Origin of the sequence: Comamonas sp. SY3 (assembly GCF_041730275.1) — a bacterium.
GTDB lineage: Bacteria > Pseudomonadota > Gammaproteobacteria > Burkholderiales > Burkholderiaceae_C > Comamonas > Comamonas sediminis.
Genome location: NZ_JBGTYN010000005.1, coordinates 66,169 through 84,939 on the forward strand (window position 1 = coordinate 66,169; position 18,771 = coordinate 84,939).

The following is an 18,771-nucleotide window of genomic DNA, read 5'->3' on the forward strand; positions in this document are numbered from 1 at the left end:
CAACCCGAGGTGGAGACATGAGCAGCAGCTCTCTGAATCACACGGCCACGATGGCCGACAAGGAAACCATGGTTCCGGATGCGGAACGCAGGCGCGCGCTGATTGGCAGCGCGGTGGGCAGCACCATCGAGTGGTACGACTACTTCCTCTACGGAACCATGTCGTCCATCATTTTTGCCAAGCAGTTTTTCCCCAGCGACAACGCGCTGGTCAGCCAGATGCTGTCGCTGGCCACGTTTGCGCTGGCCTTCCTGATCCGCCCGATTGGCGGCGTGATCTTCTCGCACATCGGCGACCGCATTGGCCGCAAGAAGACCTTGGCGATGACCCTGTCGATGATGGGCCTGTCGACCGTGCTGATGGGCCTGCTGCCCAATTACGCGCAGATTGGGATACTGGCGCCCATCCTGCTGACGGTATTGCGCCTGCTCCAAGGCCTGGCGCTGGGCGGCGAGTGGGGCGGCGGCGTGCTGCTGGCGGTCGAATACTCGCCGCGCAAAAAGCGCGGCTTCTACGGTGCGGTGCCGCAGACCGGCGCAGTGCTGGGCCTGGCGCTGGGCAACATCATCACCTCGCTGCTGAGCGCAAGCATGAGCGAAGAGGCCTTCCTCTCCTGGGGCTGGCGCATTCCGTTTGTCGGCTCCATCGTGCTGGTGATGGTCGGCATGTGGATCCGCAATGCGGTGGGCGAGACACCCTCGTTCAAGAAAATCCAGGCCAGCCGCAGCAGCGCGCCCATTCCCATCAAGCAGACCCTGCAGTTCCACTGGCGTGAAGTGCTGATCGCCATCGGCGCCAAGGTGGTGGAGACCTCGACCTTCTTCCTCTACGCCACCTTCACCATCTCGTACATGATGGACCACGGCTTTGCCCGCGCGACGATCCTCAATATCGTGCTGGTCTGTGCGCTGATCGCCTTCCCCTGCATGCTGTTCTTCGGGCACCTGTCGGACAAGATCGGCCGCAAGAAGGTCTTCATTGGCGGCAGCATCGCGTTCATGCTCTGGATCTTCCCGTACTTCTGGCTGCTCGACCAGAAATCCGTCGGGGCGGCGGCGCTGGCCGTCGGTGTGGGCCTGGGCATCATCTGGTCCAGCTATGGCGCGATGATCGGCACCCTGCTGGCCGAGGCCTTCCCGCCGGACATCCGCTACACCGGCATGTCGCTGGGCTACCAGATTGGTGCAGCCCTGGTGGGCGGCCCGATGCCACTGATCGCCACCGCGCTGATCGCCTACTACAGCGGCAGTTATGTGCCGGTGGTGGTCTTCCTGGTGCTCTGTGCGCTGGTGTCCATCGTCGCTGTCGGCATTGCCCGCGACCGCAGCGGCCTGCCGCTGGACGAGTGATGGCCTGAATGCTGGCCTGAGTGGACCTGCCGCAGCGCTGCTGGCCTGCGGCAGGTCTTGCCCTTCCTGGCGGCCTTCGCGCATCCCCTTCATCTTTTCCCCCAACGCAACTTCTTGAGGAAACCCTCCATGCAGATCACTGGAGACATGGTCATTGGCTACCGCACAGTGCGCGGCACCAGCGGCAGCCAACGCGCCTTCAACCCCACACTGAACGCCCCCATTGCCGAGCCCGAGTTTGGCCTCGGTGGCGACCACGAGGTCGAGCTGGCGGCCCGCCTGGCCGCTGCCGCCTTCGACCCGTATCGCCATCTGCCGCTGGCGCAGCGCGCGGCCTTTTTGGAGGCGATTGCCGAAGAAATCCTGCAACTGGGCGATGCGCTGATCGAGCGCGCCCATGCGGAAAGCGGCTTGCCCATCGCGCGACTGACGGGCGAGCGCGGCCGCACCGTGGGCCAGTTGCGCCTGTTTGCCCAGGTGGTGCGCGACGGGCATTTTCTGCGCGCTACCATCGACACCGCCCAGCCCGATCGCCAACCGCTGCCGCGTGCCGATCTGCGCCTGGCCAAGATTCCGCTGGGCCCGGTGGCAGTGTTTGGTGCCAGCAATTTTCCGCTGGCGTTCTCGGTGGCTGGGGGCGATACCGCATCGGCACTGGCCGCTGGCGCGCCGGTGATTGTGAAGGCGCACAGCGCGCATCTGGGCACCTCTGAAATGGTGGCGCGGGCAGTGCAAAAGGCCGCGCAGCGCCAGGGTATGCCCGAAGGCGTTTTCTCGCTGCTGGTGGGCGCAGGCCGTGAACTGGGCGAGGCGCTGGTGGCCCACCCGGAGATCAAGGCCGTTGGCTTTACCGGCTCGCGCCAAGGCGGCCTGGCGCTTTTGCGCATTGCCAACCACCGTGCGGAGCCCATCCCCGTCTATGCCGAGATGAGCAGCATCAACCCCGTCTTCTTGCTGCCCCAGGCGCTGGCTGCGCGGCCCGAGGCGCTGGCCCAGGGCTTTGCCGATTCGCTGGCGATGGGGGCAGGGCAGTTCTGCACCAACCCCGGCCTGGTGCTGGCCATCGACAGCCCTGCGCTCAGCACCTTCATCAGCGCGGCAGCCACGGCCATCCGTGCCAAGGACGCACAAACCATGCTGACTGCCGGCATCCACCAGGCCTATGAGGCCGGCCGTGCGCAGGTGCAAGCCGCCGCTGGTGTGGAGCAGCTGGCCGCTGGCGTGCCCGCCGACCATGCCAACGCCGCCCAGGCCGCGCTGTATGTGACCAGCGCGCAGACCTGGTTGGCGAACGAGGCCTTGCAGTCGGAGATGTTCGGCCCGGCCTCCATCGTCGTCAAAGCCAGCAGCGTGGAGGAGTTGCTGCAGGTCGCCCAGCACCTGGAAGGCCAGCTCACCGCCACCTTGCACCTGGAGCAGGGCGACCACGACAGCGCCCGCGCGCTGCTGCCGGTGCTCGAGCGCAAGTGCGGCCGCATCCTCGTCAATGGCTTCCCCACCGGCGTCGAAGTGAGCCACGCGATGGTCCACGGCGGTCCGTTTCCCGCCACCTCCAACGCCATGTACACCTCCGTCGGTGCCAGCGCGATCGACCGCTTCCTGCGCCCGGTCTGCTACCAGGACCTGCCCGATGCGCTGCGGCCCGTGGCTTTGCAGAATGGCAATGCGCTGGGGCTGTGGCGGTTGGTGGATGGGAAGCCCAGCCAGACGGCGGTGGGCTGAGGTTGGGTGCCAGGGCGCTGCAAGGGCTCTTTTGAGTAGCAAGGCAGGCGTTCCACCGCAATGGGGCGCCTGGCTATGTGGGTGGAGGTAGCGCGCATCACCGGTGCCCGTCTTGCTGCGCTGGAACGCCTGTTTTTGGTGGCGCGCACGCTGCCGCCACCACCTGGCGCGCGCTTATACCTTGGCGAGAAAGGCCGCCGCGTCACCCGCTTCGCACTTCCAGTCTGCGAAGACGCCCACCAGATTGCATTCCACGCAGTGGCAAGCGATGTAGTACCAGCGCACGTCATGTGTGCCCTTGTACACGGAGACGCCGGACACCAGCTCGAACACCTCGTTCTCGCACACGCAGGCATGCCCCTCGGGGGTGGCTTCTTCCAGGTAGTCCGCGCTGTCGCCCATCAGGTGTTCCTGCCCGCAGTCGCTGCAGGTGCGGATGGCCACGCCGGCTTCTTCATCGGTCTGCAGCGCAAAAGTACGGCAGCCGCAATCGCATTTGGACGAGGCAAACCGGGTGGCCTCATAGCCATTCGCGACGCTGTAGCTGCGCAGCTCGGCTTGGGTATCGCCGGACGTCGTCCCGTACATGAACTCGCCCTTTTTCGTCAGTGCCATTGGTGTTGTTCCATTCTTCAAGGTGGGCATGCCGGCAGACCTGAGCCCAGGCTGCCTTGATCGGCTGGATTTTGCCTGAATGCAGGGTGAATCGGCGCGAAGGGGCAGGGGCTGGTGCCAAAGCGGCCCAGCGGGATCTGCGTCCGGATGCCGGCCGCCATGGCCTTGGCTTGTCTGGGTGCCAGGCCCAGCTTGCTTTAGAGCAGTATGCAAACGGGCCTCCTCGGGCCATGTCAGTCAGCGGCTAAAGCGGTCGGGCCGCCCGCTATCGTGGCCGATCCTCAAGGTGGCGACTGCGCTTCTGGCAGATGGGCGGCTGTCGGATCACAGCGCCTGGCGCAGCGTTTCTTGCGTGTGCTCGATATGGGCCTGAAGCAGCGCGACTGCCTGGGCGTTCTTGGCACGGCAGGCGGCCACGATGGCGCGGTGCTCGTCTTGTGACGCTTTGAGGCCGAAGCGGTGTGATGGCTGGGTGCGCATTTGGATATCGATGCTGCGCACCAGGTCTTCGATCATCTGCAGCAGTCTGGAGCGGGCGCAGGCGGCACCTGCCCCCATGTTCATCAACGGGCTTGCCGCTGGATGCCTGGGAACTTCCACGACAATCTGGGGGATGCCAGACCTCGATCTCCATCTCTTCCAAGCCCATCTCCAGCGCTGGGGCGCGCAGCCCGCTGGCAGGCCTTTGGCCACGTCTACCAGCGATCTTCTGCCTGTCAGCCTGACGGGGAAGTGGAATGGCCTCCCGGCGATGATCAAAATCAGCCGAGACCTGGACGAGCGCATCGGCGGACAAGTGTTGCAATGGTGGGATGGCGCCGGTGCGGCTCGCGTTTATGCCTCCGATCCGCCGTCAGGCGCGCTGCTGATGGAGCGGGCCACGGGCTCCAGGCATTTGCTGCGCATGGCTTTAGAGGGAGAAGATGACGCAGCAACGGCCTGTATCTGCCTCAGCCTTCATCAACTGCATTCCCACCGGCCTTCTGCGCCGCCGCCTGAAAACCTGCTGCCCTTGGCGGATTTCTTTCGATCGCTGGCGCCGATGGCCGCGCAGCAGGGCGGCCTGATGGCTGAATGCGCAAAGGTGGCGCAAGAGCTGCTGCAGGATCAGCGTGAGCAGGTCGTCCTGCACGGGGATGCACACCATAGCAATATCCTCGATTTTGAACAGCGCGGATGGCTCGCGATAGACCCCAAGCGCGTCACCGGTGAGCGGTACTACGACTACGTGAATGTGCTGTGCAACCCGGACCTGAAAACCTGTACCGACCCGCTACGCTTTGCGCGGCAGTTGGCCGTGGTCGTCGATGTGGCAGGCCTGGAGCGTCAGCGCCTGCTCCGGTGGGTGATGGCCCATGCCGCGTTGTCAGCGGCCTGGTTTTTGGAAGACGGATGCAGAACCGAGGCCCATGAGGAGTTGGCTGTTGCACAACTGGCCAGGCAGGCGTTGGCTTGACGATCCCATCGCTGCGGTCTGCTCGGTTGCTTCCACTCCCTGCACCCCTCCGCCTGGCCCATGCGGGGGGCGTTTGCGGCAGAGCGAGCGCCCACCCCCTCACATCTGGCTCATCCCCTCATCCGCAATAATCTCCGTCCCCACAATAAACCCAGACTCCTTGGACACCAGATGCAACACCGTCGCAGCGATTTCTTCTGGCGTGCCAAAGCGGCCCAGTGGAATCTGCGTCTGGATGCCGGCGGCCATGGCCTTGGCCTGGTCGGGGGCCAGGCCCAGCTTGCCGTAGAGCGGGGTGCTGACGGGGCCGGGGCTCACGACGTTCACACGCACGCCTTGGGGCAGCAGCTCGGCCGACAAGGTCTTGGCCAGGGAGATCAGCGCGGCCTTGCTGGCGGCGTAGACGCTGGAGTTGGCCATGCCGATGTGGGCGTTGATCGAGCCGTTCAGCACGATGGAGCCGCCGCGCGTCATCAGCGCAGCCAGGCGTTGGATCAGGAAGTAGGGGCCTTTGACATTGGTGTCAAAGCTGCTGTCCCACAGCGCCTCATCGATCTGCGGCAGCGGGCCAAACTTGGCCACGCCGGCGTTGATGAACACGCCATCGATCACGCCCATCTGCGTTTGCAACTCGGCGACCAGCGCGGCTTGGGCGGAGACGTCACCGGCTTCGCTGACCAGGGCCAGCGCGTCAGGGCCCAACGCGGCCTTGACGCGGGCCAGGCTGTCGGTATCGCGGCCGGTGATCGCTACCCGGGCGCCTTCACGGGCAAAGGCGATGGCGGCTGCAGCGCCGATGCCGCTGCTGCCACCGGTGACCAAGATATTCTTACCTTCAAAGCGGTTCATGGTGTTTCCTTCGGTTGTTTCGTTGATGTCTTGCTGGGTTATCAGCCCAAATGCAGGGCTGATGGATGAAGTATCTGCCGATGGATCGCTCTACAGACACCAGGATTTCGATGAACTCGTGCAAAAATACCGAATATGTTGAGTCTCGAAGATCTCCAGCTGCTCGAAGCGGTGCGCGCCACCGGCAGCCTGTCGCGCGCGGCCGAGCGGCTGGGCAAGGCCGCGTCCACCGTGTCCTATGCGGCGCGTCAGCTGGAGGAGCGACTGGATGCCCTGCTGTTTGACCGTGCGGGCTACCGCATCGCGCTCACGCCTGCCGGCTTGCTGCTGGTGGAGCAGGGCGCACAGCTGCACGCCCAGGCGCGGCGGCTGACGGAGCGGGTCAAGCAGGTGGCGCGGGGCTGGGAGTCCGAGCTGCGCATCGTCACCGACGAACTGGCCAATATCGAGGCGCTGCTGCCCTTGATCGCCGACTTTGATGCGCTCAAAAGTGGCGTGCGCCTGCGCGTTGCCCATGAGGTGCTGGGCGGCACCAGGGAGGCCTTGCTGGACCAGCGTGCCGACCTGGTGGTAGCCGCCACGAACGAGCCGCCGGCGATGGCGCATTTGCAATGGTTTGAGCTGGCGCAGCTGGAATGGGTGTTTGCTGTGGCACCGCACCACCCGCTGGCACGCGAGGCACAAGACGGGCAACCGCTGTCGGTGGAGGCCATCGCCGCGCACCGCTCGGTCGTCGTGGCCGATACCTCGCGCCTGGCGGTCGCTCGCAGCTACGGTGTGCAGACGCACCAGGATCGCCTGGCGCTGCCCAGCATGCGCGCCAAGATCGCCGCCCAGGTAGCGGGACTGGGCGTTGGCTGGCTACCGCTGGAGAAAGTGCGCGATCACCTGGCCCACGGCAGCCTGGTGGCGCTCGCCACGCAGGACCCGCGTGACCCCAACCTGCTGTTTGTCGGATGGCATTCGCGCCGCGCAGGGCCGGCGCTGCAGTGGTGGGTGGACAAGCTGCGTGATCCGCGCCTGGTGCCGCCATTGCTGCATAGGAACTACTGAGCCCGTTCGGTGATCTCCATCCCCAGTGCCCGCAATCTCGCCCGAAGATCGTCAGCACCTACAAAATGGATCGCTTGCAATCCCTGGCGCATTGCTGCCTCGACATTGCGCAGGCTGTCGTCAATGAATACCGCCGATGCAGGGTTCAGGTTGAAACGGGCGATGACCAGCTCAAAAATTTCTGCTTGGGGCTTGGCAAGCCGTTCATGGCCAGACACCACGATGCCGTCGAACCAGGCGAGAAAATCAAAGCGCGCCTGCGCAATCGGAAAGGTTTCGGTGGACCAGTTGGTCAAAGCGAGCAAACGCAGCGGCTGTTGCCGCAGCTCCTTGAGGATGGCGACGGCGCCGGGGATCGCTCCGGGCACCATCTCCGGCCAGCGGTCGAAGTAGGCGCGAATGGCGGCCTCCTGCGCCGGATGCCGTTCAATGGCCTCGGCAATGCCTTGCTTCCACGGCCGGCCCCGATCCTGCTGGTCGTTCCACTCGGCGGTACACACCTCCGCTAGAAAGGCTTCCATGCCCGCCTCATCGCCCACAAAGATTTTCCGGTACAGATGTCTGGGATCCCACTGGATCAAAACGTTGCCAAGATCGAAGATGACGGTGTCGATGGGTGGTGTTTTCATCTGAATGGTGGGTGCGGCCCACTTTAAAAAATTGGTTCTCTGCGCGTCGGGGCGCCTTGTGCAGCGGCGGCCTGTAGCTGCGTGAAAGGGTCACCGCAGTGGAGGTCAGCGCCACGCAGCCGTTGCGATGCTTGTCCTGGCCCGGGGCACAACAGCGTGCTGCGGCGAAAGGCGCTCTTCCTGCGCTGCAAAGCCTGCTGCATCGCCTCGCGATGAGGCATGATCCTGCCAGCCAACCAGTTTAAAGGGATTCATTGCCCATGCCTGCTGTCCCCGACCTCGTATTCCGCCCAGCGCTGGACGCTGATCTGCCGCAGCTCTATGCCTGTGATCCGTATGCACAGGAGCATGAAAGCAGACGGTCCGAGCTCAGGCGCATGGTCGAGCAAGCCTCCTGCATCGTGGCCGTCGAGGGCGGCCTGCTGCTGGGGTTTGCGGTGCTGGAATACCACTTCTTCGGATGCGGTTTCATACCGCTGGTGTGCGTCGCTCCCGCACATCGCGGCAAAGGGGTTGCGCTTGCTTTGCTCATCGAGCTGGCGCATCGCTGCGTCACCCCCAAGCTGTTTACCAGTACGAATGCTTCCAATGCATCGGCGCAGAGCCTGTTTGTCCGCGCGGGTTTCATGCGAAGCGGCATCGTCGAGAATCTCGACCCGGGTGACCCTGAGCTCATCTACTTCCAGGATCTGGCCAGCGGCAAGGCGCAGCAGCCGCTGCATCCATAGGGGGCGAGCGCCGGGGGTGCCGTGGCGTTGGCGCTGCTTGCCCGCACCTCTGCCGGCCCACCTGGAGCCGGGATTGGCATACACTCCCCCGCATCCCTCCATTGCGCTATAACCCACCCGTGACGACCCAGCACCAGATAACCGACGCCGAACTGCAGGCCTTTGCGGCCGAGGCGGCAGCCCAACCCCGTTGCGCTGACTGCACACGCTGTGGCGGCCGGGTTGGGAGTCGATGTCTGCCGCAGCGGGTACCGACCACCTGGCGTTGCTGGGCGCGCTGGGCAGCGAAGCGTCGTGGGAGCAGCTGGAAGAGTTTCATCCAGCGGGCACCAACCTCTGGTCGCCCGATGCCCCGATAGCGCCTGGCTGGCACCCCTACACCCGCAGTACCTTGTGGCGCTGCGCCCGCTGTTCGGGGGCGTTTCTCCGGTACACCGAATACGGCGGCTATTACTTGGAAGAGCGCATCCGCCCGTTGTGGGCGGATCTCATCGTTCGGCCTTAGATCAGGCGGTGCCGGAGCGGCCGGACCGCCAAACGGGCCTGCCTGCCGCCGCCTGGGGCCATCAAGACCCGTGGCCATCAGACGGTGGAGGCCTGATCCGCTGCGCATGGCCGCTGATCACGCCTCCATCATTGGCAGTTGCCAGATTTAAGCCGGCTCGTTCCAGCAGGAGTACGGCAGTGTCCAGGTCATTGTCTTGGTGTTGCCGGGTACAAACACATAGCCGTCCGGCGCGGTAGAGGTGACGATGGTGAACCCCGACGTCAACGCTTCCCGGTTAGACAGGATATGGCTGCCATCGTAGGTGGCCTCGGTGGCATTGCGGACATAGCTGATGACGGTCGTCACGCCCGTCTCATTGAAGGTGGGCCCGTTCACGAGACGCGGTGCATACGCATAGAGCAGTCCATCCAGTGGCTCGGACGAGTTGTAGGGGTAGCTTGCAATGATGTCCGTCGTGCAGGTGTTGGTAGGCGCAGCGGTGACGCTGATGGGCAGAAGCGGCGCGGGCGGTGTGCATGAATAGGCTTGCGTGGTGCAACTGGCGCCCGGTGCGATTTCTGAATTCACCGCGCAGCTTCCCGTCTCTGCGGAATTGCCGTTGGCGGTAATGCGCATGCGTACACCACTGGTGTTGGTGACCGTCAGCAGCGGCGCAGGATCGGCGTAGGGCACACTGCTGTCTGCCAGCGTGCCGCCCGCTGGGTTGACAAGTTCATAAGGGCCCGCTGCGCGCACCGATTCGATCCATGATCCACCCCCCAGCGACAACAGGCTGACCGCTGCAGCCATGCCTGTGATGGCCAGCATGCGCGCTTTGTAGCCATCGTGGCGGCTGCGCCAGGCGAGCACTGCGATGAATGCCGCCAATCCTGCCACGGCAAAAATGCCCAGGCTGGGAACTGGCGTGGCAGGTCCCACAGGCACGGTGACCACCGGCGTATACCCCAAGGACGTGTCGCAGGTGTTCACGACCTGGTCGGTGACCGTGATGGATATGGCGGTCGGTGGAGCGCATTTTTCCGACAAGGTTTCTGCGGTCATCTCGCCGGTGGAATTATTCATTCGGAATCCCCCAGGGAAGCACACCTGGTATTCCATCGAATACGTGCCCGGGGGCACCGAAGCGGCTGCTTTCACTGCACCCGTCGATGTATTCAGCGTCACTCCCGGATGGGACGCCGGGGTGACCACGGCCAGTTGAAAATAGTGGATGCTGGCTGGCTCCACCCTGTCCGGCTCAAAGGTGTCATCCGTACTCCAAAACACCGTGTCATTCGCCAGCACATTGGCAATGGCGATCGTGTCTGCGCCGGAAGGCGTACTCCCTGAGTCTGGTGACGTGCTGAGATAGGTCGCATCCGACACTATCTGACAGGCTTCGATCGTGGACATGTAGATTTGGCCAGCGGGACACACCAGCAACGAGGAATCCTGCGCTTGCGCCTGCGTCAGCCCTCCAAGCACAAGCAGCAAGCCGCACATCATGCGCTGTCGTGCTCTGCCAAAACAGGATTTGAAATTAATCATGGCGCCGCCTCTCGTTTGAGAATATCCAGGTGAAGTAATTCCAGTGCAGCACCATTATTTTGGTGATTTATTATTTTCTGTATGCGTGTTTTTCCTATCCCTATTAAAGGCTTATAAAATGCTTTTTTAATGAGTTTTCCAAGAAAACCAAAGATGCTTCAAATTAATAAAAGGATTTGAATATCTGGCTGTGCTAGGAATTCTCTGCAAAAATCCCTGCCGTGGCCAGAATGCAGGCACGTGCGATTTGCGGCGTTGTCTTCTTGTCTATAACCTTGCAATTGACTGCAGAAGACGCCTCGCGTCTTATCTGGTCCGTGTCCATCCGATGGGGCACAGGTTCTGCAGACGAACCCCTGGAGCGCCTGGCCGCCGCAGCAGTCAGCCCGCATCAGCAGCGGTGCTGCCATCCGTCTATAGGACAAATAGCTGGGGTTGCCTGCGCGCGGCCAGCGTCATACTGTGCATATGTCTTCCCGTCCCGCCCATTTGCTGTTGATCGATGACCACGCCTTGTTTCGGACAGGTCTGCGCCTGATCGTGCAGGAGCATCCGGAGGTGGGTGCCATTTCCGAGGCCGGCTCCATCGCCGAGGCCTGTGCGCTCGCGCAGCGTGCCCCAGTATCGGGTGGGGGTGGGGCGGTTGACCTGGTGTTGCTCGATATCATGCTGCCCGGCATGAACGGGTTCGATGGCATGCCCTCGTTGCGCAAGGCATTTCCGCAGGCGCGCATCGTGTTTGTGTCGGCCAGCGTGGCGCCTGATGGCGTGCGCGAGGCGCGCGCACGGGGCGCCGATGGCTTCCTGTCCAAATCCGCCAGCGGCAATGACATTCTGCAGGCCATCGGTGCGGTGCTGGCGGGGCAGCCGTGCTTTGCCGTGCCAGCGTCCTCCGGCCCGCTGCCGGACGGGGTCGCGCTTACGCCGCGTCAGCGTGACGTGTTGCGCCTGCTGAGTGCCGGCAAGCCCAACAAGGTCATTGCACGGCAGCTCGACTTGAGCGAAAGCACAGTGCGTGGGCATGTGACAGCGATCTTTGCGCAACTGGGCGTCGACAACCGCAGCGCCGCATTGCTGCGCGCGCAGCACCTGGGCCTGGTGGATGTATTGCCTGCCTATGCCGGGCCTGCGTCCGCGGCTTAAGGGCCTGGTATGCCCAACGACGCAAGCCTTGCCCCTCTTTGTGCCGCCGAGCAGACGGCGCTGGTGGATCTGCTCTACCGGCAGTCGCACGCGATGCTGTTCATCAATTTCGTGATCCCCATTCCAGCGGTCGCCGTCTTCTGGTCCCATCTGCCACACGCGCTACTGCTGGCCTGGGGTGCATCGATCATGCTGGTAACGCTTGCACGCATTGCGCTGGCACGTGGCTGGAGCCGCCATACGCAGAACCCCGCAATGGCCGCAAGGGCCGACGCCAGCCGGGTCTGGGCCTGGCGCTTTGCCGTGGCCTGCGGGCTGTCCAGCGCGCTGTGGGGCGCCATGGGCTGGGCGTTCTACCTTTCAGACCAGCCGCAGTTGCTGGCGTTCCTGGCCTTTGTCATCGCGGGCATGTCCTGCGGCTCCATCACGTCCTTCGCCGCGTTTCCTCCAGCCGCCGTGGCGGCGCAAACGCTGCTGATCCTGCCCTTTGCGGTGCGCAACCTGGGCCAGGGGCATGGGCTGCCGCTCGTCTACGGGGTGTTCGCGCTGTGTCTGTATGGCGCCAACCTGTTCTATACCCGGGTCTCCTACCGCACGCTGGTGGACAGCGTGCGCCTGCGCTTCGAGAATGCCGCGCTGGTCGATCAGTTGAAAAAAGAGCGCGACCGCGCAGAAACCGCCAACCGGGCCAAATCGAAATTTCTGGCCGCCGCCAGCCACGACCTGCGCCAGCCGCTGCACGCACTGGGGCTGTTTCTGGACTCGCTGCAGCGCAGCGCCCTGTCGGAGCGGCAGGCAGAGGTGTTGGGGCATGCGCGCGCCGCCTCGGTAGCCGCATCCGAAATGCTCACGACGCTTCTGGACTACTCGCGCGTTGAAGCGGGGGTCGTGCGCACGCAGGAGGCACCCTTTGCCATCCAGCCGCTGTTGAGCGCGCTGGAGCGGGAGTTCGGTGCGCAGGCCGATGCCGCAGGCTTGGTCTACCGCTCGCGCGAAACCACGGCGGCGGCATTGGCGGACAAGGCATTGGTGGATCTGGTGATGCGCAATCTGCTGTCCAACGCGCTGCGCTATACGCAGACCGGTGGCGTTCTGGTGGCCTGCCGGCGCCGGGGCCAGCAACTGGCGCTGGAGGTGTGGGACACCGGCTGCGGCATTGCGCCCGAACACCTGCAGTCCATCTTTGAAGAGTTCCACCAGCTGGGCAACCCCGAGCGCGACCGCCGCAAGGGCCTGGGACTGGGCCTGGCCATCGCACAACGCCTGGCGTTGCAACTGCATACCCGCATCGACGTGCGCTCGCTGCCCGGGCGTGGCTCGGTGTTCCGCCTGTGTTTGCCGCTGTGGTCGGGTGCGCTGCAGAGCGTGCCGGACCCGCTTGCAGCCCCTGCTGCATCCGAAGACCGCCTGGCCGGGCTGCACATCGTCGTGATCGATGACGACGAGGCGGCACGGCGCGCGATGCAATCGCTGCTGGAGAGTTGGCATTGCCACTGCACCTGCGCGGAGTCGGGACCGGATGCATTGCAGCAACTCAGCGCCACAAAGCAGCTCCCGGATGCGATCATCACCGACTTCCGTCTGCGCAACGGCGAGACCGGCAAGGAAGCGCTGCAGCTGCTGCGGGAGCATGGGCAGCATCCCGTGCCCGCCATCATCGTCACCGGAGACACCTCGCCGCAACGACTGCGTGATGCGCAGTCCACGGCGGCCCTGCTGCTGCACAAGCCGGTATCCACGGCGGACCTGCAGCAGGCGCTGATCCGGCTTTTGCACCCCTAGGCACTGCGCCATGGTCCTCATGCGCGCTGCCCAGGCTGCTACCGGTCCCCGGTCGCGTGCCCGATCGGCCCGGTGCCGTTGACCGGCATCACTGCGGCTCCCGGAGCAGCTGCGCGTATTTTCGGTAGCCCCATACCGCTGCGACGACGACCCCGATACCGACTCCCCAGGCTACGGGGACACCGAAGCCCAACACCAGCAGCAGGGTCAGGCCGATGCTGACCAGCGCGATCCACACGGCGGTGACGAAGTCAAAACGGGCGACCGCGATGGCGTCATCGGCGATGCCGCGACTGGCATGGCCCCGTTTCTGGCGCTGGCGCCTGAACACCCATACATCGGCAAAGAATGCCGCGACCCCGGCGAGAAGATCGGTGACGAGACTCATGGTGAAAAGGCTTTCGTTGCAGTGGTTGGGGCCTTCAGCAGATGGTTGGGCCCATGGCGCTGATTACGATCGCGAATGTAGCCGAAAAACAGGAAACCGGAGCCACCCCGGCCAAACAGGTCAAGCTGGGCATCGTGCTGTCTGCGCAGGCGGCCACGGCGGCAGGTGGTTTTGGTGGGCACTGGACCAGCGCGCGGGGCGCTGCACTGCCAGCCTTGCACCGCTGTGCCCATAGGTGCTGTGCCTGGCGCGCATCGGTCCGGTTCCTGCAGAGGGCCAGGCGCGGCTTGCCAAATACCACCATCGCTCCACAGCTGCAACCGGTAGATGTTCTAGGCGGCCATCGCCACAATCGCTTTAACATGGCCTGGCGGCGGACCAACGCCACGCAGATTTCGTTGCAGATTTTGACATCAGCTGCCAAGGTTGCCAGCGCAGATGTCCGGCAATAAAGCCCGAATCGATTCATTCCAGAGTCGATTCGGGCTTTTTTTTGTCCGCTTTTGCATTCCCGTTTTTCGGACCCTGCATGGGTTCGCAGGCGGAGCTTTGCCTACGCTGCTCTGAAACCCCTGCGCTGCTGTCCGCCGGACCAGTCGCACTTTTCTCTCACCAACCTGGAGCACAGCCATGAGACATGGAGATATTTCGAGCAGCAATGATTGCGTAGGGGTTGCCGTCGTCAACTACAAGATGCCCCGCCTGCACACCAAGGCCGAGGTGCTGGACAACTGCCGCAAGATCGCAGACATGGTAGTGGGCATGAAGCGAGGGCTGCCGGGCATGGACCTGGTGGTGTTCCCCGAGTATTCGACGCACGGCATCATGTACGACGCCAAGGAGATGTACGAGACCGCTTCGGCCATTCCCGGTGAAGAGACGGCCATCTTTGCCGATGCCTGCCGCAATGCCAATGTCTGGGGGATTTTCTCGCTCACCGGAGAACGCCATGAAGAGCACCCCAACAAGGCGCCCTACAACACCCTGATCCTCATGAACAACCAGGGCGAGATCGTGCAGAAATACCGCAAGATCATGCCCTGGGTGCCTATCGAAGGCTGGTATCCCGGCGACTGCACCTATGTCAGCGAAGGCCCCAAGGGCATGAAGATCAGCCTGATCATCTGCGACGATGGCAACTACCCCGAGATCTGGCGCGATTGTGCGATGCGCGGCGCCGAGCTGATCGTCCGCTGCCAAGGCTATATGTACCCGGCCAAAGAGCAGCAGATCATGGTGTCCAAGGCCATGGCGTTCATGAACAACACCTACGTGGCCGTGGCCAATGCGGCGGGCTTTGACGGGGTCTACTCCTATTTCGGGCACTCGGCCATCATCGGTTTTGACGGCCGCACCCTGGGCGAGACGGGTGAAGAGGAAATGGGCATCCAGTATGCCGAGCTGTCCAAATCGCTGATTCGCGACGCCCGCAAGAACGGCCAGTCGCAGAACCACCTCTTCAAATTGGTGCACCGGGGCTACACCGGCACCATCAATTCAGGCGATGGCGACAAGGGCGTTGCCGCCTGCCCCTACAGCTTCTACAGCCAGTGGGTCAACGACCCCGAGGGAACGCGCGAGATGGTCGAGTCGTTCACGCGCACGACAGTGGGCACCCCTGAATGCCCCATAGAAGGGATTCCGCACGAAGCGCCCCAGCACCGCTAAAGCCTGTACCCCAGTGGGCATGGCCGCCCGGTAGCGCGCAGCCATGCCATCCGATAAAAAAACAAGGAGACAAGCATGCTGGGTATTGCGCTTTTTTTCATTGGCGTCGTGCTGATCGTCAACGGTGTGGGGCTGAGCGGCCGCATGGATGCGCGGGACTCTGCGCCGGTCAATCTGCTCGTGGGTTTGCTGGCTTTGTTCCTCAATGCCGTAGGCATTCTGCGTGCGGACACCGACCCTGACTTTTTCGATGCCGCAGGCGGCCTGCTTTTTGCTTTCACCTACCTGTACCTGGCGGTGGTGCAGTGGTGGGCCCTCAAGGGCGTTGGCCTGGGTTGGTACTGTCTGTTTGTAGCGGTCAGCGCGCTGGCCTTTGCCGCCACTGCGGGTGATGTCCGCGTCATCGCCATGTGGCTGGTCTGGTCGAGTCTGTGGTTTTTCTTCTTTCTTGCGCTGGGGTTGGGCAAGCAACTGCGCTTTCTGGCGGCCTACACGGTGCTGGTGGGCATTGTGACCTGCTGGATTCCAGGTTTGATGTTGTTGACGGGGAAATGGTGAACATGATGAACGCAAAAGACCCTCTGCTAGCCGCTCGCGGCGACGACCCGCTGGCCGGGTACCGCCTGGCCCAAGAGCCGTTTTACCGGCCCGCGCGCAATGAGATCGCGCTTTACGAACAGGCCTACCGGCACCGTATGCCGCTGATTCTGAAAGGGCCGACCGGATGCGGAAAGACGCGCTTTGTCGAGCGCATGGCCTGGGCGCTTCGGCGCCCGCTCATCACGCTGGCCTGCAACGAAGACATGACCGCCTCTGACCTGGTCGGCCGCTACCTGCTCGATCCCGATGGCACGGCCTGGCACGACGGGCCGCTCACCATGGCGGTGCGCTACGGTGCCATCTGCTACCTCGACGAGGTCGTGGAGGCACGGCAGGACACGACGGTCGTCATCCATCCGCTGACCGACGCGCGCCGCGTGCTTCCGCTCGACAAGAAAGGGGAGGTCGTGCACGCCCATCCGGATTTTCAGCTGGTGGTCTCCTACAACCCCGGCTACCAGAGCAGCGCCAAGGACATGAAGCCCTCGACGCGGCAGCGATTTGCCGCGCTGGAGTTTGACTACCCCGACCTTGCCACCGAGGCCGACATCGTCGCGCACGAAGCGGGCATAGACCATGCGCAGGCCGAGCGCTTGGTCGCGCTGGCCCACAGCACGCGCGCGCTCAAGCACCATGGCCTGGATGAAGGCGCCTCCACCCGCATGCTCATCTATGCCGGCTTGCTGATGCGCGATGGTGTATCGCCCGCCGACAGCTGCGACATGACCATCACCCAGGCCTTGACGGATGACCCCGCCACCACCGAGGCGCTGAAGAAACTCGTGCATGCCAAATTTGGTAACTAGGAAGCACACCGCCATGGCCCCAACATCCGCGCCTCTGTACAGCGAGCGCTCCGCCACCACCTGGATCGACGACGGCACACCCGCTTTCGAGCGCCTGGCCAGGCTGGCATCCTGTCTGGCGTTGACGCAGGTGCAAGTCCATCCGTTGCAGGCTGCCAGCCCGCGTCAGCAGGCGGGAGGGCCGCTGGGTGGCGCAGCGGCCCGACCCGCCTCTGCGCAGCGCGCCATTGTGCTGGCTGCAGACGAGGGGGCGTCTTCCAATGCGGTGCGCTTGGTGCTGCCACCGCTGCACGGTCTGCCCGACGCTGAACGTATCCACCGGCACACCGCGATGGTGGCGCATGCTGCGGCGCATCTGCTGCATTCACCCGCGCGCCAGCCGAGCCAGGCCTTGAAGCCCATGGGCCTGGCGATCGTCTCGGCGATAGAAGACGCCCGCGCCGAGCGCCTGTTGCTGCGCGACTACCCCGGCGCACGCCCCTGGTTCCAGGCGCAGATCGCGCCAGAGCCCGAGGCGGAAGACCTGGGTTTCACCGCCTTCATCGCGCGGCTGGACCGGATCTTGTTGCAGGTGGACAGCGGTAGCGCCAACCACTGGGTGCACAAGGCGCAGCAGCTTTTTGAAGACACGGTGCACCGGCATGGACTGGAAGACTATGCGGCATTCCGCGCCATTTCCTCCATCCTCGCCAATGACCTTGGCCAGATGCGCGTGCGGATGGATCCACAGCACTACGCCGGGCCCACGCTCTACCGGGATGACAACAGCTACCTCTGGGCGCATCCCGAATCCGAAGACAACCAGGACGAGGCCTTGCATCTGCCCCAGGCCGCCGCGCAACTGCAGGCGGCGCGCCCTAGAGACGCGCAACAGCCACCCGAGCCGGCGCAAACGCCCCAGGCGGCCGAAGAGTTCGAGATCGCCCGCTTTCACTACCCGGAATGGGACTGCCAGCGCGAGCAGATGAAGCACGACTGGTGCCAGGTGATCGAAAAACTCCCCGCATGGCAGGGGCTGAGCGAGATCGGCGGCCCGCGCCCCTCCAGTACCACCCGTGTTGACCGTCTGGCGCTGCGCCATCCCCACATCCTCGACCGGCACCACCGGCTTCGCCGCCAGTGGGAGGGCGATGCGCTGGACCTCAATGCAGCCATCGAGGTGCAGGTGGACATGCGTATGCAGCTGCGCCCCGATCCGCGCCTTTTCATGCGCGCCGGCAAGGGCCCACGCCCTGGCAGCATGTTGGTGCTGCTCGACATTTCCGAATCGGTCAACGACCTAGGCCCCCAGGGCCAGAGCCTGCTGGCTTTGGAAAAGCAGGCCGCATTGTTGCTGGCGCAGGCCAGCTCGCGCAGCGCTGAGCGCCTGGCCATCCATGCGTTCTCGTCCAACACCCGTGCCGAAGTCAACTACTACCGCTTGCTGGATTTTGGCCAAGGGCACAGCCGCGCCACGGCCGCGATGATCCAGGCGGTGCGCGGGCGCTTTTCCACCCGCATGGGCGCGGCGCTGCGCCACGCCAGCAGCTTGCTGCGCCATGAACCCGAAGGGCAGCGCAGCCTGTTGGTGGTCACCGATGGCGCGCCCCACGATATCGATGTACACGACAAGCGCTACCTGATCGAAGACGCGCGGCATGCGGTTCAGGAAGCCAAGCGTGCCGGTGTGCGCGTTTGCTGTCTGGCCGTCGATGCCCAGGCCGATGCCTATGTGCGCCACATCTTCGGCTGGCGGGGTTATGACATCGCGGACGACGCCGCGCAACTGGTGCCGCGCCTGACCAGGATGAGCGCGCGCCTGGCCGCTGGGCGCTAGATGCGCAGGGCGCTGTCCAGCCTGGCACAGGACAGGCATGCCAGCGCCCGCAGTTGCGCTAAGCTGGCTGGCTTGCAGCCATTTCACCGTGCCCGCTCCACTGCACAGCGCAGGGGTGCGGGACAGACCAGG

At 64.0% G+C, this 18,771-nt stretch carries 19 protein-coding genes; 13 read left to right on the forward strand and 6 right to left on the reverse strand.

Annotated features, from left to right (window positions below):
• Window positions 1-17 precede the first annotated feature (17 nt).
• Window positions 18-1,349 carry an MFS transporter gene (locus ACCQ08_RS08560; protein WP_313330908.1) on the forward strand — a complete coding sequence of 444 codons (1,332 nt, stop codon included), beginning with the start codon at window positions 18-20 and terminating at the stop codon, window positions 1,347-1,349.
• A 129-nt stretch (window positions 1,350-1,478) separates the two neighbouring features.
• Window positions 1,479-3,071 carry an aldehyde dehydrogenase (NADP(+)) gene (locus tag ACCQ08_RS08565; protein WP_373449493.1) on the forward strand — a complete coding sequence of 531 codons (1,593 nt, stop codon included), beginning with the start codon at window positions 1,479-1,481 and terminating at the stop codon, window positions 3,069-3,071.
• A gap of 174 nt (window positions 3,072-3,245) precedes the next feature.
• Here ACCQ08_RS08565 and ACCQ08_RS08570 read toward each other — a convergent pair whose 3' ends face one another.
• Window positions 3,246-3,686 (reverse strand): hypothetical protein, encoded by a 441-nt coding sequence (locus tag ACCQ08_RS08570; RefSeq protein ID WP_373449494.1) that lies wholly within the window; start codon window positions 3,684-3,686, stop codon window positions 3,246-3,248.
• Window positions 3,687-4,010: 324 nt separating this feature from the next.
• Window positions 4,011-4,250 (reverse strand): FCD domain-containing protein, encoded by a 240-nt coding sequence (locus ACCQ08_RS08575; RefSeq protein ID WP_373449495.1) that lies wholly within the window; start codon window positions 4,248-4,250, stop codon window positions 4,011-4,013.
• Between ACCQ08_RS08575 and ACCQ08_RS08580 the strand changes: the two genes are divergently transcribed.
• Window positions 4,243-5,142 (forward strand): aminoglycoside phosphotransferase family protein, encoded by a 900-nt coding sequence (locus tag ACCQ08_RS08580; protein WP_373449496.1) that lies wholly within the window; start codon window positions 4,243-4,245, stop codon window positions 5,140-5,142. The genes ACCQ08_RS08575 and ACCQ08_RS08580 overlap by 8 nt on opposite strands.
• 99 nt (window positions 5,143-5,241) lie before the next feature.
• Here ACCQ08_RS08580 and ACCQ08_RS08585 read toward each other — a convergent pair whose 3' ends face one another.
• Complete coding sequence (locus ACCQ08_RS08585; protein WP_373449497.1) at window positions 5,242-5,991, reverse strand: SDR family oxidoreductase; 750 nt, start codon at window positions 5,989-5,991, stop codon at window positions 5,242-5,244.
• Between the two features lie 135 nt (window positions 5,992-6,126).
• Between ACCQ08_RS08585 and ACCQ08_RS08590 the strand changes: the two genes are divergently transcribed.
• Window positions 6,127-7,044, forward strand: a complete 918-nt coding sequence (locus ACCQ08_RS08590) for a LysR family transcriptional regulator (RefSeq protein WP_373449498.1) — start codon at window positions 6,127-6,129, stop codon at window positions 7,042-7,044.
• Here the strand turns inward: ACCQ08_RS08590 and ACCQ08_RS08595 are convergent.
• Entirely contained in the window at window positions 7,038-7,673 is a 636-nt protein-coding gene (locus ACCQ08_RS08595) for an HAD family hydrolase (RefSeq protein WP_373449499.1), read from the reverse strand. The two genes, ACCQ08_RS08590 and ACCQ08_RS08595, sit on opposite strands and share 7 nt — an antisense overlap.
• Before the next feature lie 260 nt (window positions 7,674-7,933).
• Between ACCQ08_RS08595 and ACCQ08_RS08600 the strand changes: the two genes are divergently transcribed.
• Together ACCQ08_RS08600 and ACCQ08_RS08605 are read left to right on the forward strand one after the other, a co-directional pair.
• Window positions 7,934-8,401, forward strand: a complete 468-nt coding sequence (locus ACCQ08_RS08600; RefSeq protein ID WP_373449500.1) for an N-acetyltransferase family protein — start codon at window positions 7,934-7,936, stop codon at window positions 8,399-8,401.
• Window positions 8,402-8,633: 232 nt separating this feature from the next.
• Complete coding sequence (locus ACCQ08_RS08605; protein WP_373449501.1) at window positions 8,634-8,906, forward strand: hypothetical protein; 273 nt, start codon at window positions 8,634-8,636, stop codon at window positions 8,904-8,906.
• Between the two features lie 147 nt (window positions 8,907-9,053).
• Here the strand turns inward: ACCQ08_RS08605 and ACCQ08_RS08610 are convergent, their stop codons facing one another.
• The gene (locus tag ACCQ08_RS08610) at window positions 9,054-10,436 is read right to left on the reverse strand and encodes a midcut-by-XrtH protein (RefSeq protein ID WP_373449502.1); all 1,383 of its coding nucleotides are present in this window, start codon (window positions 10,434-10,436) and stop codon (window positions 9,054-9,056) included.
• A gap of 468 nt (window positions 10,437-10,904) precedes the next feature.
• Between ACCQ08_RS08610 and ACCQ08_RS08615 the strand changes: the two genes are divergently transcribed.
• Window positions 10,905-11,579, forward strand: coding sequence for a response regulator (locus ACCQ08_RS08615; protein ID WP_373449503.1), 675 nt, complete (start codon window positions 10,905-10,907; stop codon window positions 11,577-11,579).
• 9 nt (window positions 11,580-11,588) lie between these two features.
• Entirely contained in the window at window positions 11,589-13,361 is a 1,773-nt protein-coding gene (locus ACCQ08_RS08620) for an ATP-binding protein (protein ID WP_373449504.1), read from the forward strand.
• A gap of 88 nt (window positions 13,362-13,449) precedes the next feature.
• Here the strand turns inward: ACCQ08_RS08620 and ACCQ08_RS08625 are convergent, their stop codons facing one another.
• A complete protein-coding gene (locus tag ACCQ08_RS08625; protein ID WP_239812579.1) occupies window positions 13,450-13,749 on the reverse strand; it encodes a hypothetical protein in 300 nt (99 codons plus the stop codon).
• Window positions 13,750-13,802: 53 nt separating this feature from the next.
• Between ACCQ08_RS08625 and ACCQ08_RS08630 the strand changes: the two genes are divergently transcribed.
• The 5 genes from ACCQ08_RS08630 to ACCQ08_RS08650 all read left to right on the forward strand — a co-directional run bounded on the left by ACCQ08_RS08630 (window position 13,803) and on the right by ACCQ08_RS08650 (window position 18,639).
• On the forward strand, window positions 13,803-14,201 hold the full coding sequence (locus ACCQ08_RS08630) for a hypothetical protein (RefSeq protein WP_373449505.1): 399 nt from the start codon (window positions 13,803-13,805) through the stop codon (window positions 14,199-14,201).
• Between the two features lie 178 nt (window positions 14,202-14,379).
• The gene (locus ACCQ08_RS08635) at window positions 14,380-15,417 is read left to right on the forward strand and encodes an aliphatic amidase (protein WP_373449506.1); all 1,038 of its coding nucleotides are present in this window, start codon (window positions 14,380-14,382) and stop codon (window positions 15,415-15,417) included.
• Window positions 15,418-15,492: 75 nt separating this feature from the next.
• Window positions 15,493-15,975 (forward strand): AmiS/UreI family transporter, encoded by a 483-nt coding sequence (locus tag ACCQ08_RS08640; protein ID WP_373449507.1) that lies wholly within the window; start codon window positions 15,493-15,495, stop codon window positions 15,973-15,975.
• A gap of 5 nt (window positions 15,976-15,980) precedes the next feature.
• Window positions 15,981-16,823, forward strand: coding sequence for a CbbQ/NirQ/NorQ/GpvN family protein (locus tag ACCQ08_RS08645; RefSeq protein ID WP_373449508.1), 843 nt, complete (start codon window positions 15,981-15,983; stop codon window positions 16,821-16,823).
• 13 nt (window positions 16,824-16,836) lie between these two features.
• Window positions 16,837-18,639, forward strand: coding sequence for a nitric oxide reductase activation protein NorD (locus ACCQ08_RS08650; protein ID WP_373449509.1), 1,803 nt, complete (start codon window positions 16,837-16,839; stop codon window positions 18,637-18,639).
• Window positions 18,640-18,771: the final 132 nt, after the last annotated feature.

Excerpts from the sequence above, each read along its gene's own strand:
- ACCQ08_RS08590 (WP_373449498.1), top strand. The coding sequence starts at position 6,127 with ATGTTGAGTCTCGAAGATCTCCAGCTGCTCGAAGCGGTGCGCGCCACC.
- ACCQ08_RS08620 (WP_373449504.1), top strand. The coding sequence starts at position 11,589 with ATGCCCAACGACGCAAGCCTTGCCCCTCTTTGTGCCGCCGAGCAGACG.
- ACCQ08_RS08610 (WP_373449502.1), bottom strand. The coding sequence starts at position 10,436 with ATGATTAATTTCAAATCCTGTTTTGGCAGAGCACGACAGCGCATGATG.
- ACCQ08_RS08630 (WP_373449505.1), top strand. The coding sequence starts at position 13,803 with ATGGCGCTGATTACGATCGCGAATGTAGCCGAAAAACAGGAAACCGGA.
- ACCQ08_RS08635 (WP_373449506.1), top strand. The coding sequence starts at position 14,380 with ATGAGACATGGAGATATTTCGAGCAGCAATGATTGCGTAGGGGTTGCC.
- ACCQ08_RS08615 (WP_373449503.1), top strand. The coding sequence starts at position 10,905 with ATGTCTTCCCGTCCCGCCCATTTGCTGTTGATCGATGACCACGCCTTG.
- ACCQ08_RS08640 (WP_373449507.1), top strand. The coding sequence starts at position 15,493 with ATGCTGGGTATTGCGCTTTTTTTCATTGGCGTCGTGCTGATCGTCAAC.
- ACCQ08_RS08565 (WP_373449493.1), top strand. The coding sequence starts at position 1,479 with ATGCAGATCACTGGAGACATGGTCATTGGCTACCGCACAGTGCGCGGC.
- ACCQ08_RS08560 (WP_313330908.1), top strand. The coding sequence starts at position 18 with ATGAGCAGCAGCTCTCTGAATCACACGGCCACGATGGCCGACAAGGAA.
- ACCQ08_RS08570 (WP_373449494.1), bottom strand. The coding sequence starts at position 3,686 with ATGGCACTGACGAAAAAGGGCGAGTTCATGTACGGGACGACGTCCGGC.
- ACCQ08_RS08605 (WP_373449501.1), top strand. The coding sequence starts at position 8,634 with ATGTCTGCCGCAGCGGGTACCGACCACCTGGCGTTGCTGGGCGCGCTG.
- ACCQ08_RS08625 (WP_239812579.1), bottom strand. The coding sequence starts at position 13,749 with ATGAGTCTCGTCACCGATCTTCTCGCCGGGGTCGCGGCATTCTTTGCC.
- ACCQ08_RS08600 (WP_373449500.1), top strand. The coding sequence starts at position 7,934 with ATGCCTGCTGTCCCCGACCTCGTATTCCGCCCAGCGCTGGACGCTGAT.
- ACCQ08_RS08645 (WP_373449508.1), top strand. The coding sequence starts at position 15,981 with ATGAACGCAAAAGACCCTCTGCTAGCCGCTCGCGGCGACGACCCGCTG.
- ACCQ08_RS08650 (WP_373449509.1), top strand. The coding sequence starts at position 16,837 with ATGGCCCCAACATCCGCGCCTCTGTACAGCGAGCGCTCCGCCACCACC.
- ACCQ08_RS08580 (WP_373449496.1), top strand. The coding sequence starts at position 4,243 with ATGTTCATCAACGGGCTTGCCGCTGGATGCCTGGGAACTTCCACGACA.
- ACCQ08_RS08595 (WP_373449499.1), bottom strand. The coding sequence starts at position 7,673 with ATGAAAACACCACCCATCGACACCGTCATCTTCGATCTTGGCAACGTT.
- ACCQ08_RS08585 (WP_373449497.1), bottom strand. The coding sequence starts at position 5,991 with ATGAACCGCTTTGAAGGTAAGAATATCTTGGTCACCGGTGGCAGCAGC.
- ACCQ08_RS08575 (WP_373449495.1), bottom strand. The coding sequence starts at position 4,250 with ATGAACATGGGGGCAGGTGCCGCCTGCGCCCGCTCCAGACTGCTGCAG.